The organism is Streptomyces sp. NBC_01381 (genome assembly GCF_026340305.1).
Classification (GTDB): Bacteria; Actinomycetota; Actinomycetes; order Streptomycetales; family Streptomycetaceae; genus Streptomyces.
Map to the genome: position 1 here is coordinate 794,861 of NZ_JAPEPI010000001.1, position 14,989 is coordinate 809,849.

At 67.2% G+C, this 14,989-nt stretch carries 13 protein-coding genes; 7 read left to right on the top strand and 6 right to left on the bottom strand.

Going from position 1 to position 14,989, the window contains the following annotated elements; all coding sequences use genetic code 11:
* Nucleotides 1-64: 64 nt before the first annotated feature.
* Both OG453_RS03810 and OG453_RS03815 read right to left on the bottom strand, forming a co-directional pair.
* A complete protein-coding gene (locus OG453_RS03810; protein WP_266864487.1) occupies nucleotides 65-1,147 on the bottom strand; it encodes an inositol-3-phosphate synthase in 1,083 nt (360 codons plus the stop codon).
* Nucleotides 1,148-1,206: 59 nt separating this feature from the next.
* Complete coding sequence (locus tag OG453_RS03815) at nucleotides 1,207-1,893, bottom strand: PadR family transcriptional regulator (RefSeq protein WP_266864488.1); 687 nt, start codon at nucleotides 1,891-1,893, stop codon at nucleotides 1,207-1,209.
* Between the two features lie 374 nt (nucleotides 1,894-2,267).
* On the opposite strand from OG453_RS03815, the gene OG453_RS03820 reads away from it, so the two are divergent.
* Together OG453_RS03820 and OG453_RS03825 are read left to right on the top strand one after the other, a co-directional pair.
* A complete protein-coding gene (locus tag OG453_RS03820) occupies nucleotides 2,268-5,018 on the top strand; it encodes a transglycosylase domain-containing protein (RefSeq protein ID WP_266864490.1) in 2,751 nt (916 codons plus the stop codon).
* A gap of 134 nt (nucleotides 5,019-5,152) precedes the next feature.
* Nucleotides 5,153-6,700: a glycosyltransferase family 87 protein gene (locus tag OG453_RS03825; RefSeq protein WP_266869697.1), complete on the top strand. Its 1,548-nt coding sequence runs from the start codon at nucleotides 5,153-5,155 to the stop codon at nucleotides 6,698-6,700.
* A 90-nt stretch (nucleotides 6,701-6,790) separates the two neighbouring features.
* Here the strand turns inward: OG453_RS03825 and OG453_RS03830 are convergent, their stop codons facing one another.
* The 3 genes from OG453_RS03830 to OG453_RS03840 all read right to left on the bottom strand — a co-directional run bounded on the left by OG453_RS03830 (nucleotide 6,791) and on the right by OG453_RS03840 (nucleotide 9,503).
* The gene (locus OG453_RS03830; protein WP_266864492.1) at nucleotides 6,791-7,822 is read right to left on the bottom strand and encodes an alanine racemase; all 1,032 of its coding nucleotides are present in this window, start codon (nucleotides 7,820-7,822) and stop codon (nucleotides 6,791-6,793) included.
* Nucleotides 7,823-7,924: 102 nt separating this feature from the next.
* Nucleotides 7,925-9,046 carry a peptidoglycan bridge formation glycyltransferase FemA/FemB family protein gene (locus OG453_RS03835; RefSeq protein WP_266864493.1) on the bottom strand — a complete coding sequence of 374 codons (1,122 nt, stop codon included), beginning with the start codon at nucleotides 9,044-9,046 and terminating at the stop codon, nucleotides 7,925-7,927.
* Nucleotides 9,047-9,191: 145 nt separating this feature from the next.
* On the bottom strand, nucleotides 9,192-9,503 hold the full coding sequence (locus OG453_RS03840; protein ID WP_266864494.1) for a hypothetical protein: 312 nt from the start codon (nucleotides 9,501-9,503) through the stop codon (nucleotides 9,192-9,194).
* Between the two features lie 276 nt (nucleotides 9,504-9,779).
* On the opposite strand from OG453_RS03840, the gene rpsF reads away from it, so the two are divergent.
* From rpsF to rplI, 4 genes are all read left to right on the top strand, one after another.
* Nucleotides 9,780-10,070: a 30S ribosomal protein S6 gene (gene rpsF, locus OG453_RS03845; RefSeq protein WP_006604399.1), complete on the top strand. Its 291-nt coding sequence runs from the start codon at nucleotides 9,780-9,782 to the stop codon at nucleotides 10,068-10,070.
* Between the two features lie 80 nt (nucleotides 10,071-10,150).
* A complete protein-coding gene (locus OG453_RS03850; RefSeq protein ID WP_266864496.1) occupies nucleotides 10,151-10,765 on the top strand; it encodes a single-stranded DNA-binding protein in 615 nt (204 codons plus the stop codon).
* A gap of 57 nt (nucleotides 10,766-10,822) precedes the next feature.
* The gene (gene rpsR, locus OG453_RS03855) at nucleotides 10,823-11,059 is read left to right on the top strand and encodes a 30S ribosomal protein S18 (protein ID WP_003949403.1); all 237 of its coding nucleotides are present in this window, start codon (nucleotides 10,823-10,825) and stop codon (nucleotides 11,057-11,059) included.
* An 18-nt stretch (nucleotides 11,060-11,077) separates the two neighbouring features.
* Nucleotides 11,078-11,524: a 50S ribosomal protein L9 gene (gene rplI / locus OG453_RS03860; protein WP_266864498.1), complete on the top strand. Its 447-nt coding sequence runs from the start codon at nucleotides 11,078-11,080 to the stop codon at nucleotides 11,522-11,524.
* Nucleotides 11,525-11,623: 99 nt separating this feature from the next.
* Here rplI and OG453_RS03865 read toward each other — a convergent pair whose 3' ends face one another.
* The gene (locus OG453_RS03865; RefSeq protein WP_266864499.1) at nucleotides 11,624-12,961 is read right to left on the bottom strand and encodes an MATE family efflux transporter; all 1,338 of its coding nucleotides are present in this window, start codon (nucleotides 12,959-12,961) and stop codon (nucleotides 11,624-11,626) included.
* A gap of 459 nt (nucleotides 12,962-13,420) precedes the next feature.
* Between OG453_RS03865 and dnaB the strand changes: the two genes are divergently transcribed.
* The gene (gene dnaB, locus OG453_RS03870) at nucleotides 13,421-14,896 is read left to right on the top strand and encodes a replicative DNA helicase (protein WP_266864501.1); all 1,476 of its coding nucleotides are present in this window, start codon (nucleotides 13,421-13,423) and stop codon (nucleotides 14,894-14,896) included.
* Nucleotides 14,897-14,989: the final 93 nt, after the last annotated feature.

The window sequence follows — 14,989 nt, forward strand, 5'->3', positions numbered from 1 at the left end:
CATACGAGGAGGGTCCCCGGGCGGATTGCCCGGGGACCCTCAACACAAGTGCGACAGCTGAGCTTTAGCGCTCGACCTCGCCCTTGATGAACTTCTCGACGTTGTCGTACGCCTCGTCGTCGAAGTACTGCACCGGCGGGGACTTCATGAAGTACGAGGACGCGGAGAGGATCGGGCCGCCGATGCCGCGGTCCTTGGCGATCTTCGCGGCGCGCAGGGCGTCGATGATGACACCCGCCGAGTTCGGGGAGTCCCAGACCTCGAGCTTGTACTCCAGGTTCAGCGGGACGTCGCCGAAGGCACGGCCCTCGAGGCGGACGTACGCCCACTTGCGGTCGTCCAGCCACGCCACGTAGTCCGACGGGCCGATGTGGACGTTCTTCTCGCCCATCTCGCGGTCCGGGATCTGCGAGGTGACGGCCTGCGTCTTCGAGATCTTCTTGGACTCGAGACGGTCGCGCTCGAGCATGTTCTTGAAGTCCATGTTGCCGCCGACGTTGAGCTGCATGGTGCGCTCAAGACGGACACCGCGGTCCTCGAACAGCTTCGCCATCACACGGTGCGTGATGGTAGCGCCGACCTGCGACTTGATGTCGTCGCCGACGATCGGGACGCCCGCCTCGGTGAACTTGTCGGCCCACTCCTTGGTGCCGGCGATGAAGACCGGGAGGGCGTTGACGAAGGCGACCTTGGCGTCGATGGCGCACTGCGCGTAGAACTTCGCAGCGTCCTCGGAACCCACGGGCAGGTAGCAGACGAGGACGTCGACCTGCTTGTCCTTGAGGATCTGGACGATGTCGACCGGGGCCTCGGCGGACTCCTCGATGGTCTGGCGGTAGTACAGGCCCAGGCCGTCGTAGGTGTGGCCGCGCTGGACGGTGACGCCCTTGTTCGGCACGTCGCAGATCTTGATGGTGTTGTTCTCGCTGGCGCCGATGGCGTCCGAGAGGTCGAGGCCGACCTTCTTGGCGTCCACATCGAAGGCGGCGACGAACTCGACATCGCCGACGTGGTAGTCGCCGAACTGGACGTGCATCAGGCCCGGGACCTTGGCGTCCGGGTCTGCGTCCTTGTAGTACTCGACGCCCTGGACCAGCGAGGCGGCGCAGTTGCCCACGCCGACGATGGCTACGCGAACCGAACCCATTCCGGTTGCTCCCTGTGTGATCTGTGTATTCCGGATGAAACCCTGCGGAACGCGGGGTCTCACTTGGCGGTGTCATCGGACGGATCCGGCGGCGGGTTCACGTCCCGCCGCCGGGGCAGGCCGCCCGACTCCCCAGATGTGCTGTCTTGCCGAGCAGAGCCGTCCGGGGTGGACCGCTGCTGGTCCCGCCCCGCCCGCTCGCTCTCGATGAGCTCGTTCAGCCAGCGCACTTCGCGCTCCACGGACTCCATTCCGTGCCGCTGCAGCTCAAGCGTGTAATCGTCCAGGCGCTCCCGGGTGCGGGCCAGGGAGGCGCTCATCTTCTCCAGACGCTCCTCGAGGCGGCTGCGACGCCCCTCGAGCACCCGCATGCGTACGTCCCGCGAGGTCTGCCCGAAGAAGGCGAAGCGGGCGGCGAAGTGCTCGTCCTCGTACGCGTCGGGGCCGGTCTGCGAGAGCAGCTCCTCGAAGTGCTCCTTACCTTCCGCCGTCAGCCGATAGACGATCTTGGCGCGGCGCCCGGAGAGGGGAGCCGCGAGAGCGTCTTCGGGGGTGCTCCCCGTTTCCTCGATCAACCAGCCGTTGGCGACCAGCGTCTTGAGGCAGGGGTAGAGCGTCCCGTAGCTGAAGGCGCGGAACACTCCCAGTGACGTGTTGAGTCGTTTGCGCAGCTCATAGCCGTGCATCGGGGACTCGCGCAGCAGGCCGAGCACGGCGAACTCGAGGATGCCGGAGCGTCTGCTCATGTGTCGCCTCCCGTCTGCCAGCGTCTGTCTGCACGGTCTTTATGCCGAGCTGATGTATCGACTCGATACATCGAGACGATAGAACGGCCCTCCTCACGGGGCAAGAGGGGAAACGGTGAACGGCGTCACATCACCGATTCGTAGGAAGTAACTTGCCTGATTTGGGGTGAACTTCGGCTCTACGAGGGTTTTGACGGTGCGTAGTCTGTGCGCCATGCAGACCGCCGGGAACCAAGTGACGCCAGAGGGCGTCGTCGTCCCTGGTGTAGTGCGGATGAGCGCCGGGATGGGCGCATCCGTACTTCGGGGGGACCGGAAACCAGCCGCCGTTTCCAGGCGCGGATACCTGCGCCTGCCCGAGGAGTAATCGTTCGATGAGCGAGCACCGTCGCAAACCGCCGCAGCCGCAGGGCGGCGGACGCGCCGCGACCAGACGCGGCGTCTCCGGCGATTCGTCGGGCCGCCGCGCGGCACCGCGTGGCGCCTCTGGATCGCCCACTTCCTCAACCGGCTCGTACGGATCGGGTGCCCCCGACGGGGACCGTTCCTACGGCGGCCGGGCAGAGGCCCGTCGCGCGGCGCAGCGCAGCGGTGCCGTCGGCACGGGCGGCGGCCGCCGCAGGGCGGCCGACGGGTCCGGTGCCGGCCGCTCGGGCGGTGGTGGCGGAGGCCGGCGTGGTGGGCCCGGCGGGCCGGCCGGGCCGGGTCGCGGCAGGGGCCGCGGCGGTCAGGGACCGGCCAAGAAGCGGTTCGTCGACTACCCGCGCGCGAACAAGCAAGGTGTGCGGCGCTGGGTCCCGTCCTGGCGTCTTGTCACCGGCCTGTTCGTCGGCTTCCTCGGCAGCCTGATGGCGGTCGCCGGAATCGCCTACGCCTTGGTGGAGGTGCCGAAGGTCGACGAGGCCGCCAAGGCACAGAACAACGTCTACTACTGGGCCGACGGCAAGCAGATGGTCGCGACCGGTGGTGAGACGAACCGCCAGATCATCGACTACGAGAAGATCCCCAAGGCGATGCGGACCGCCGTCATCTCGGCCGAGAACAAGTCGTTCGAGAGCGACAAGGGCATCGACCCCATGGGCATCACCCGCGCTCTGGTCAACATGGCCAAGGGTGGAGATACGCAGGGTGGCTCCACGATCACTCAGCAGTACGTGAAGAACGCGCGCCTCAATGACCAGTCGCAGACGGTCACGCGTAAGTTCAAAGAGCTCTTCATCTCCATAAAGGTCGGCCGGACGGAATCCAAAGAGAACATCATGGCGGGGTATCTCAACACCGCCTACTACGGCCGCGGTGCCTACGGCATCCAGGCCGCGGCCCACGCCTACTTCAACCTGGACGCCAGCGAGCTGAACCCCAGCCAGTGCGCGCTCCTCGCAACGGTGCTCAAGGGCGCCACGTACTACGACCCCGCCGGCTCCCCCGAGGTCGACCCGACCGCCACGCGCGACGCGAACCTGGCACGGGCCACGAAGCGGTGGAGCTGGATCCTTGACGAAGAGGTCAAGGACGGCCACCTGACCGCTGCGGAGCGAGGCAAGTACACGGAGTTCCCCAAGCTGCAGAACCCGCGGTCCAACGCCCAGCTGGGCGGTCAGATCGGTTACCTGGTCGACCTGGCCAAGGCGTACGTGATCAACAACAGCGACGGCAAGATCACCGCCAATGACCTCCAGCAGGGCGGCTACGAGATCCACACGACCTTCGACAGGACGAAGGTCAAGGAGCTCGAGAAGTCCGTGGAGAAGGTCCGCAAGGCGAAGATCAAGCCCAAGCTGCGTCCGGAGAAGGACACCCACGTCCAGTTCGGTGGCGCCTCGGTGAACCCGAAGGACGGCGCGATCGAGGCGATCTACGGCGGTGAGGACGCGACCAAGCACTTCACCAACAACGCGGACCAGACCGGTGCGCAGGTCGGATCGACGTTCAAGCCCTTCGTGCTGGCCGCCGCCTTCAAGGACGGTAGGCGCGCCAAGGGCGGGCCGGAGATCCAGGACGCGACCCAGCGCACGATCGTCAACCCCAAGAGCCTCTACAGCGGCAAGAACAAGCTCAAGATCGAGAAGTACAACGGCGAGGTCTGGACAGACCGAGAGGGCAAGGAGTGGCTGCAGACCAACGACGGTGACGCGTCCTACAACGCCCCGAGCTACCAGATCGACCTGCGCGAGGCGATGCGGGAGTCCGTCAACTCGGCCTATGTGCAACTCGGCATGGACGTCGGCCTGGACAAGGTGAAGGAGGCGGCCATCGCCTCCGGCCTCAAGGAGAACAGCCTGGCCAGCGCCAATTACCCGTCCTTCTCTCTCGGTACGTCCTCTCCGAGCGCGATCCGCATGGCCGGCGCGTACTCCACGTTCGCTTCCCGCGGCAAGCAGAACGAGCCGTACTCGGTCAAGGAAGTCGAGCACAAGGGCAACACCGTCTTCGAGCACGAGTCGCAGACCAAGCGGGCCTTCGACCCGGACGTCGCCAACAACGTCACCGACGTGCTCAGGACCGTCGTCGAGAAGGGCACCGGTACCTCGGCTCAGCTGAGTGGCCGCCAGGTGGCGGGCAAGACCGGTACGACCGACGGCAACAAGTCTGCCTGGTTCGTCGGCTACACCCCGCAGCTGTCGACGGCGATCAGCATGTACCGCCTCGACGACAACGAGGGGAACAAGAAGCGCGAGTTCCTGGAGATGTTCGGCACGGGTGGCGAGGAGAAGATCCACGGTGCCTCGTTCCCCGCGCAGATCTGGAAGGACTACATGGAGCAGGCCCTCAAGGGTGAGTCCGTGAAGAACTTCCCCGTGCCGGAGCCCATCGGTGAGGTCGTCGGCGAGACGCCGCCGCCGAGCCCGACTCCTACGGAGACCGAGGAGCCGGAGGAGTCGCCGTCGCCGACCCCCACGGACACCGGACCGTCCGAGAGTCCGTCGGGCAGCCCCGATCCCGGTGAGTCCTGTGCCGACTGGGACTGGGAGTGCAGCAACAACGGCGGCGCCGCGGACGGCGGGACCACCGATGGGAGCACCGGCGAACCGTCACCACCGACCACAGAGGATCCAACCGGCGGTGGAGGAAGCAACGGCAACGGCAACGGCAACGGAGGCATCTTCGGAGGCCCGACCGGCTGACCGAGGCACCCCGCGTGCATGTTTCACGTGAAACACACCGTTTCACGTGAAACACGCACAGTCGATCATGAAGAGGGCCGCCACACCCGTACGGTGTGGCGGCCCTCTCCGTGTTCTCAGGCGCGTACGGCAGGATGTGCGGCATGCCCAGTGCAGAAACGACGCGCACGAGCGTGCACCAGCCCTCGAGCGGGCGGCAGCCGGAGCCCGTACGGCCGACCAAGGAGGATGAGGTCGCGGCGGCCGGCAGCGAGCTGATCGGCGGGCCCATCGGCCGCAGAGTGCTGTACGCGGCCACCTGGTGGACTCCCGTACGTGTCATCGCGCTCGTGGCCATCGGGATGTTCGCGCTCGGCATGGTGCAGAAGATGCCGTGCTACGACGGCGCCTGGTTCCAGGGCGCGAGCTCGCAGTACACGCACGCCTGCTACTCCGACATCCCTCATCTCTACCAAGGGCGCGGCTTCGCCGACGGGCTCGTGCCCTACTTCGACAAGCTGCCCGGCGACATGGAGTACCTCGAGTACCCGGTGCTGACCGGTGTGTTCATGGAGGTGGCCTCCTGGCTGACACCGGGCAGCGGCAGCATCCAGCACCAGGAGAAGTTCTACTGGATGGTCAACGCCGGGATGCTGATGGCCTGCACGGCGGTCATCGCCGTGTGCGTTGCCCGCACCCACCGGCGCCGCCCCTGGGACGGCCTGCTCGTCGCCCTGGCGCCCGCCTTCGCTCTGACGGCCACCATCAACTGGGACCTGTTCGCCGTCGCTCTCACGGCCGCCGCGATGCTGATGTGGGCACGCAAGGGGATGCTCTCCGCGGGCATCCTGCTCGGCCTGGCGACCGCCGCGAAGCTCTATCCGGCGCTGCTGCTCGGCCCACTGCTCATCCTGTGCTGGCGCGCGGGGCGCTGGCGGGCGTTCTGTATGACGGCCGGCGCCGCGGTGGGTGCCTGGCTCGTGGTGAACCTGCCGGTGATGATCGACCACGATGCCTCGGGCTTCCACATCCGCGAGGGCTGGGCGAAGTTCTACACCTTCAGCCAGGAGCGAGGGGTCGACTTCGGCTCCTTCTGGCTGATCCTCTCCCAGCGCATGGACGACCCGCTGTCCACCGACACGGTCAACACCCTCGCCACCGTCCTGATGCTCCTGGCCTGCCTGGGGATCGGAGCCCTCGGCCTGACCGCGCCGCGCCGCCCGCGCTTCGCGCAGCTGGCCTTCCTGGTGGTCGCCGCGTTCATCCTTACCAACAAGGTCTACTCGCCGCAGTACGTCCTGTGGCTGATCCCCCTCGCCGCGCTGGCCCGGCCGCGCTGGCGGGACTTCCTGATCTGGCAGGCCTGCGAGGTTGCGTACTTCCTGGGGATCTGGCTGTACCTCGCGTACACGACGAGCGGAGACGCCCACAAGGGACTGCCGACCGAGGGCTACCAACTGGTCATCGTGATCCACCTGTTGGGGACCCTGTACCTGTGCGCCATGGTCGTACGGGACATCCTCATGCCGGAGCGGGACCCGGTGCGGCGGTCCGGTGACGACGATCCGTCCGGGGGCGTCTTGGACGGTGCGCAGGACGTCTTCGTCGTTGGGCAGGCGGCCCATCCGCCCCGGCACGCGGTGCATTCAACGGAAAGGCCCGTCGTGCGGTGGGGGTCGACGACGACCGATATTTCACCCTGAGCGAACAGGTACGTACGAGAAGGGCCGGGCGCGATGTGGTCGCGCCCGGCCCTTCTCCGTGTGCTCAGCGTCGTCTAGTCAGCCACGTGATCAGCGGTCGACGATGCGGTCGAACTGCGTGGTGGTGTGCCGCAGATGGGCCACCAGCTCCTCGCCCACCTTCGGCTCCTGCGCGTCCGATGGCACGAAGAGGATGGAGACCTGCATGTGCGGCGGCTCGGCGAACCAGCGCTGCTTGCCGGCCCAGACGAACGGCGACAGGTTGCGGTTGACGGTCGCGAGGCCCGCACGGGCCACGCCCTTCGCCCGCGGCACCATGCCGTGCAGCGCCTTCGGAGCCTCCAGCCCCACGCCGTGCGAGGTGCCGCCCGCGACCACGACCAGCCAGCCGTCGGACGCGACCTTCTGCTGGCGGTAGCCGAAGCGGTCGCCCTTGGACACCTGTGTGACGTCCAGGACGGCGCCGCGGTACTGGGTGGCCTCGTGATCCCCCAGCCACAGATGCGTGCCGATACGTGCGCGGAAGCGCGTCTGCGGGAACTGCTGCTGCAGGCGCTGGAGTTCATTGGCCTTGAGATGGCTGACGAACATCGTGTGCAGCGGAAGGCGGGCCGCACGCAGCCGGTCCATCCAGCCGATGACCTCCTCGACGGCGTCCGAGCCGTCGGTGCGGTCCAGCGGCAGGTGGATCGCGAAGCCTTCGAGCCGTACGTCCTCGATGGCCGCGTGCAGCTGCGAGAGCTCCTGCTCGCTCACGCCGTGCCGCTTCATCGAGGACATGACCTCGATGACGACGCGGGCGCCCACGAGGCCGTGTACGCCGTCCAGGGACGATACGGAGCGGATGACACGGTCGGGCAGTGGCACGGGCTCCTCGCCCCGCCGGAACGGGGTCAGGACCAGCAGGTCACCGCTGAACCAGTCCTTGATCCGGGCGGCTTCGTACGTGGTGCCGACGGCGAGGACGTCGGAGCCGAAGCGGGTCGCTTCCTCCGCGAGGCGCTCGTGGCCGAAGCCGTAGCCGTTGCCCTTGCAGACCGGGACGATGCCCGGGAACTGCTCCAGCACGTGCTTGTGGTGTGCCCGCCAGCGCGCGGTGTCGACATAGAGCGTGAGCGCCATGGCCGGATCCCGGAACCTTTCTCGTGGCTGCGGTGTATCAGAGGTATGAAGACTATTTGTGGCAGTGCTCGTGGCTGTGTGAATTGTGCCGGGTCCGCGCGGTCAGCGGCGCGACATGTAGATGTCGAGCGCCTTGTGAAGCAGCTTGTTGAGCGGGAAGTCCCACTCGCCGATGTACTCGACCGCTTCTCCACCCGTGCCCACCTTGAACTGAATCAGTCCGAAGAGGTGGTCCGTCTCGTCCAGAGAGTCGGAGATGCCCCGCAAGTCATAGACGGTGGCGCCGAGCGCGTAGGCGTCGCGGAGCATCCGCCACTGCATCGCGTTCGAGGGCCTGACCTCACGGCCGATGTTGTCCGAGGCGCCGTAGGAGTACCAGACGTGACCGCCGACGACCAGCATCGTCGCCGCGGAGAGATTCACGCCGTTGTGCCGCGCGAAGTACAGCCGCATGCGGTTGGGGTCTTCGGAGTTGAGGGTCCGCCACATCTGCTGGAAGTAGCCCAGCGGCCGCGGACGGAACTTGTCGCGGATCGCGGTGATCTCGTAAAGACGCTGCCATTCGGCGAGGTCCTCGTAACCGCCCTGGACGACCTCGACACCGGCCTTCTCGGCCTTCTTGATGTTGCGCCGCCACAGCTGGTTGAAGCCCTTGAGGACCTCGTCCAGAGAGCGGTTGGCCAGCGGCACCTGGAAGACGTAGCGAGGCTGTACGTCACCGAAGCCGGCCCCGCCGTCCTCGCCCTGCTGCCAGCCCATGCGGCGCAGCCGGTCGGAGACCTCGAAGGCACGCGGCTCGATGTGCGAGGCCTCGACGTCGCGCAGCCGTTTCACGTCCGGGTTCTGGATGCCCGACTTGATCGCGGGAGCGTCCCAGCGCCGGATGACGACCGGCGGGCCCATCTTCACGGAGAAGGCGCCCTGCTGCTTCAGATGCGCCAGCATCGGCTGCAGCCAGTCGTCCAGATTCGGGGCGTACCAATTGATGACCGGGCCCTCGGGGAGGTACGCGAGATAGCGCTTCAGCTTGGGCAGCTGGCGGTAGAGCACCAGGCCCGCGCCGACGAGCTGGCCGGTCGAGTCGTCGAACCAGCCCAGGTTCTCCGAACGCCATTCACTCTTCACATCCGCCCATGCCGGGACCTGGCAATGACTTGCCGACGGCAGGCTCTGGATGTACGCCAGATGCTGCTCGCGACTGATGGTCCTCAGGGTCAGACTCATTCGGGGCGCTCCTCGGGCTGGTGTGTCCCCATGGGTACAGGGGCTCCGGCTCTCGCGCCGAAGCCTACTGTGCCCCGCGAGCGCCCCGTCTGGGCGTACGGAACTCGGCCCCCGGCCTACGTGTGGCGGGGGTGCCGAGGGCGGGTCACCAGAGCCCGCCGAAGAGGCCGCCGTGGGCCATGCCCAGGAAGAATCCGACCGCCGACGCACCGAGACCGACGATCAGGCCGAAGCGCTCACGGGTCGTCTCGGAGACGAACTGTCCCCAGGCGCCCGTGGCGATTCCCACCAGGCCGGCCCAGGAGCTGAGCAGGTGGAGGTTGTGGAACATCGCGGAGACGAAGGCGATCGCACCGAGGACCAGGGTCACGCCGAGGAGCGTGTCCTGCAGTGGATGGGCCTTGCCGTCCGTGGCGAAGAGAGAGCCGGCGGTGTTCGGTCGCAATGCCTGTGCCATGAGGCACCTCCTGCGGAAGGCGGCGCATCGTAGCGCCATACACACCCGATGTGTACAGATTCTGCCCGTCGGGCGCCGGATTTCAACCGGAAGCCATGGTGCGGGTACTCTGTACCGTCTGCACCGGTGTCTGCCCAGGCTCCTGGCAGGGCTCCAGCTCGGTCTTCCGATCGAGGAGCCCGATTGTCAGTGGCTGCCGATACCGTTGCGTACGCATCACGACCCTCCTGCCACGGAACGACCGTGGCCGCTGAGTCCAAAGGAGGTGGGTTCCACATGCGTCACTACGAAGTGATGGTCATCCTCGACCCCGATCTCGAGGAGCGCGCTGTCTCCCCGCTGATCGAGAACTTCCTCTCCGTCGTCCGTGAGGGCAACGGAAAGGTTGAGAAGGTCGACACCTGGGGCCGTCGTCGTCTCTCGTACGAGATCAAGAAGAAGCCCGAGGGCATCTACTCGGTCATCGACCTGCAGGCCGAGCCTGCGGTCGTCAAGGAGCTCGACCGCCAGATGAACCTGAACGAGTCGGTCCTCCGGACCAAGGTCCTCCGTCCCGAGACCCACTGAGCTTCCCAGCTCAGCGGCACTCGGGTTTCGAGTAGCAGCAGCAAAAGCAGCCAGCAGCAAACCCGCCGAGAGGTTCCCCCATGGCAGGCGAGACCGTCATCACGGTCGTCGGCAATCTTGTCGACGACCCCGAGCTGCGCTTCACCCCGTCCGGTGCGGCGGTCGCGAAGTTCCGTGTCGCGTCCACTCCCCGCACCTTCGACCGTCAGACCAATGAGTGGAAGGACGGCGAGAGCCTCTTCCTCACCTGCTCGGTCTGGCGTCAGGCGGCGGAGAACGTCGCTGAGTCGCTTCAGCGAGGCATGCGCGTCGTCGTGCAGGGCCGGTTGAAGCAGCGGTCCTACGAGGACCGCGAGGGCGTCAAGCGCACGGTCTACGAGCTGGACGTCGAGGAAGTCGGCGCCAGCCTGAAGAACGCCACGGCCAAGGTCACCAAGACCACCGGTCGCGGCGGCCAGGGTGGATACGGCGGCGGTGGCGGCGGCCAGCAGGGCGGCGGCAACTGGGGCGGCGGCTCCGGTGGCGGTCAGCAGCAGGGTGGCGGCGGTGCTCCCGCCGACGACCCCTGGGCGACCGGTGCGCCGGCCGGCGGCGGCCAGCAGCAGGGCGGCGGCGGTGGCTGGGGCGGAAGCTCCGGCGGCTCCGGCGGCTCCGGCGGCTCTGGCGGCGGCTACTCGGACGAGCCCCCCTTCTAGGCCTCAGGGCCAAGGGTGGGCCGTACCCACACTTCTTGATCACACAGGAGAAACACCATGGCGAAGCCGCCTGTGCGCAAGCCTAAGAAGAAGGTCTGCGCATTCTGCAAGGACAAGGTCACGTACGTGGACTACAAGGACACGAACATGCTGCGGAAGTTCATTTCCGACCGCGGCAAGATCCGTGCCCGCCGCGTGACCGGCAACTGCACGCAGCACCAGCGTGACGTCGCCACGGCCGTGAAGAACAGCCGTGAGATGGCGCTGCTGCCCTACACGTCCACCGCGCGATAAGGGAAGGGTGACCGACTAATGAAGATCATCCTCACCCACGAGGTCACTGGCCTCGGTGCCGCCGGCGAGGTCGTAGACGTCAAGGACGGCTACGCCCGTAACTACCTGATCCCGCGGAACTTCGCGATCCGCTGGACCAAGGGTGGCGAGAAGGACGTCGCGCAGATCCGTCGCGCGCGCAAGATCCACGAGATCGCGACCATCGAGCAGGCCAACGAGGTCAAGGCCCAGCTCGAGGGCGTCAAGGTCCGTCTGGCCGTTCGCTCCGGCGACGCCGGTCGTCTCTTCGGTTCCGTCACCCCGGCCGACATCGCTTCGGCGATCGAGGCTGCCGGTGGTCCGAAGGTCGACAAGCGCCGTGTCGAGCTGAACGCGCCGATCAAGACGCTGGGCGCTCACGCGACGTCCGTGCGTCTGCACCCCGAGGTTGCCGCCAAGGTCAACATCGAGGTCGTCTCCGCCTAAGCACTGCGCTTGGCAGAGTTGAACGAACATGTGGGGCCGCACCCTTCGGGGCGCGGCCCCACATGTTTCACGTGAAACGGCTCGGCGTCGTGAAACGCCTCAGCGTGTGGCGCCCGTGACGATCCAGCGGCCCGAGCGGGATCGCAGCCACAGTGTGATCATCCGTACCGCCATCATGAGCGTCATCGCTCCCCACAGTGCCGTCAGGCCGCCGCCCAGGGTGGGCACCAAGAGGGCGACGGGGACGAAGACGGCGAGCGTGGCGAGCATGGCCCAGGCCAGGTAGGAGCCGTCGCCGGCTCCCATCAGGACGCCGTCCAGGACATAGACGATGCCGCAGATCGGCTGGGCGATGGCCACCACCACGAGGGCCGGCAGCGCCGCGTCCTCGACCGCCGCGTCACTCGTGAACAGCGGGATGAACAAGGGCCGGGCCAGGACGACCAGGACGCCGAGCACGACCCCCGATGCGATGCCCCACTGCACCATCCGACGGCAGACGTCGCGCGCGCCCTGGGCGTCGTTCGCTCCCAGATAGCGGCCGACGATCGCCTGGCCCGCGATGGCGATGGCGTCGAGGGCGAACGCCAGCAGACTCCACAGGGACAGGATGATCTGGTGGGCGGCCACATCGGCGTCGCCGAGGCGGGCGGCCACCGCTGTCGCGATCATGAGGATCGCCCGCAGCGAGAGCGTACGGACGAGAAGGGGTGCGCCTGCCTGTGCGCAGGCCCTGATGCCGTCGGCGTCGGGGCGGAGTGAGGCGCCGTGGCGTCTGGCTCCGCGTACGACGACGAAGAGATACACGGCGGCCATGGCGAACTGGGCGATGACGGTGCCCCAGGCCGAACCGGCGATGCCGAGGCCCGCGCCGTACACGAGGCCCACATTGAGGACGCCGTTGGCCACGAAACCGCCGATGGCGACGTACAGCGGGGTCTTCGTGTCCTGCAGGCCGCGCAGCACACCGGTGGCGGCGAGCACGACGAGCATGGCCGGAATGCCGAGCGAGGAGATGCGGAGATACGTGACCGCGTACGGGGCGGCGGTGTCCGATGCGCCGAAGAGCTCGACGAGCGCGGGTGCGGTGGGCAGGACGACGGCGATGACGGCGGCGCCGAGCAGGAGGGCGAGCCAGATGCCGTCCATGCCCTGGCGGATGGCGGCCTGGAGATCTCCGGCGCCGACCCGTCGGGCGACGGCGGCCGTGGTGGCGTAGGCAAGGAAGACGAAGACGCTCACGGCGGTGGTGAGGAGAGCCGAGGCGACGCCGAGACCGGCCAGTTGCGCGGTGCCGAGATGGCCGACGATGGCGCTGTCGGCCATCACGAAGAGAGGCTCGGCGACGAGTGCGCCGAAGGCGGGGACGGCGAGTGCGATGATCTCTCGGTCATGCCGTCGCCGTGCGGCCTTGGGTGCCGCGGGAGCCTGTGTCATGGACACCAATGTAATCTTCCACAGGTAAGAGATGCAACGGCTAATGGACCCTTACTTGGCCTTCGGTGGGACGCTCGGTGGCGCACTGTTTGTCGCGATCTTGGTCCGACTGGGGAAGTTTTTCTTCTGCACAGCCGGTGGATGGGAACGTTGCAGGTCAGAGCCGGTTTGCGGAGAGGGCTGAGGGCTTGTTCACAGGGCTGTCCACCGGGCCGTGCACAGGTTTTGCAGGGTTCTCCACAGCATCGCGCCCGTCATCCACACCGCCTGTGGATAACCAGATTGGCTGACGGTGGCCACGGGCCTACCGTGGTGCGGCGCCCCCCTCGTCTTCAGACTGGGGAAACCCGGTAAACCCGACGCGTCAGAACCGGAGTTGGGCGACTCATTTGTCAGTGTCGTGCCGTAAGAAAGAGGGGCACGGCGAGGTCCGCGCGGCGGACGGGAGGAGGTGGCCCGGTGAGTATTTCCGAGCCTTTGGACGACCCCTGGGCCGACAGCGGTCCCAGTGATCGTCTGCCCGCCTCCCGGCGCCGCGACGGCGGCCGCAGCCGCGACGAACAGCACGAGCGGGGCCGCGAAGGCGGCGGCTGGGACGGCGGAGGCACCGCGTTCGAGCGCGTACCGCCGCAGGACCTGGACGCGGAGCAGTCGGTGCTCGGCGGCATGCTCCTCTCCAAGGACGCCATCGCCGATGTCGTCGAGGTCCTCAAGGGACATGACTTCTACCGGCCCGCGCACGAGACGATCTACACCGCGATCCTCGACCTGTACGCGAAGGGCGAGCCGGCCGACCCGATCACCACCGCCGCCGAGCTCACCAAGCGTGGCGAGATCACCAAGGTGGGCGGCGCCCCGTATCTGCACACGCTGGTGCAGACGGTGCCGACCGCGGCGAATGCCGAGTACTACGCGGAGATCGTCCACGAGCGCGCGGTCCTGCGCCGCCTCGTCGAGGCCGGCACCCGCATCACGCAGATGGGATACGCGGCTGACGGCGACGTCGACGAGATCGTCAACAGCGCCCAGGCCGAGATCTACGCGGTCACTGAGCAGCGCACCAGCGAGGACTATCTGCCGCTCGGCGACATCATGGAGGGCGCGCTCGACGAGATCGAGGCGATCGGCTCGCGCAGCGGTGAGATGACCGGTGTGCCGACGGGCTTCACCGACTTCGACTCGCTGACGAACGGCCTGCACCCGGGCCAGATGATCGTCATCGCGGCCCGTCCCGCCATGGGTAAGTCCACGCTGGCCCTCGACTTCGCACGGGCCTGTTCGATCAAGCACAACCTGCCCAGCGTCATCTTCTCCCTGGAAATGGGGCGCAACGAGATCGCGATGCGTCTGCTCTCCGCGGAGGCCCGTGTCGCGCTGCACCACATGCGCTCCGGCACCATGACGGACGAGGACTGGACGCGCCTCGCGCGCCGTATGCCCGAGGTCTCGGCCGCCCCCCTCTACATCGACGACTCCCCGAACCTGTCGATGATGGAGATCCGCGCCAAGTGCCGTCGCCTCAAGCAGCGCAGCGACATCAAGCTCGTGATCATCGACTATCTGCAGCTGATGCAGTCCGGTGGTTCGAAGCGCGCCGAGAGCCGCCAGCAGGAGGTCTCGGACATGTCGCGAAACCTGAAGCTGCTCGCCAAGGAGCTCGAAGTCCCGGTCATCGCGCTCTCGCAGCTGAACCGTGGCCCCGAGCAGCGCACGGACAAGAAGCCCCAGGTCTCCGACCTGCGTGAATCCGGATCGATCGAGCAGGACGCCGACATGGTCATCCTGCTGCACCGCGAGGACGCGTACGAGAAGGAGTCACCGCGCGCGGGCGAGGCGGACATCATCGTGGGCAAGCACCGTAACGGCCCGACGGCCACGATCACGGTCGCCTTCCAGGGCCATTACTCGCGCTTCGTGGACATGGCGCAGACGTAACAGCAGTCAGCTGCAAAGCCGAGGTCGCGTGCGCGGCGCGACCGAGCCAGCTCCTCCGGTGTCACCCGCGGAGCATATGGCCCGTGACTCCCG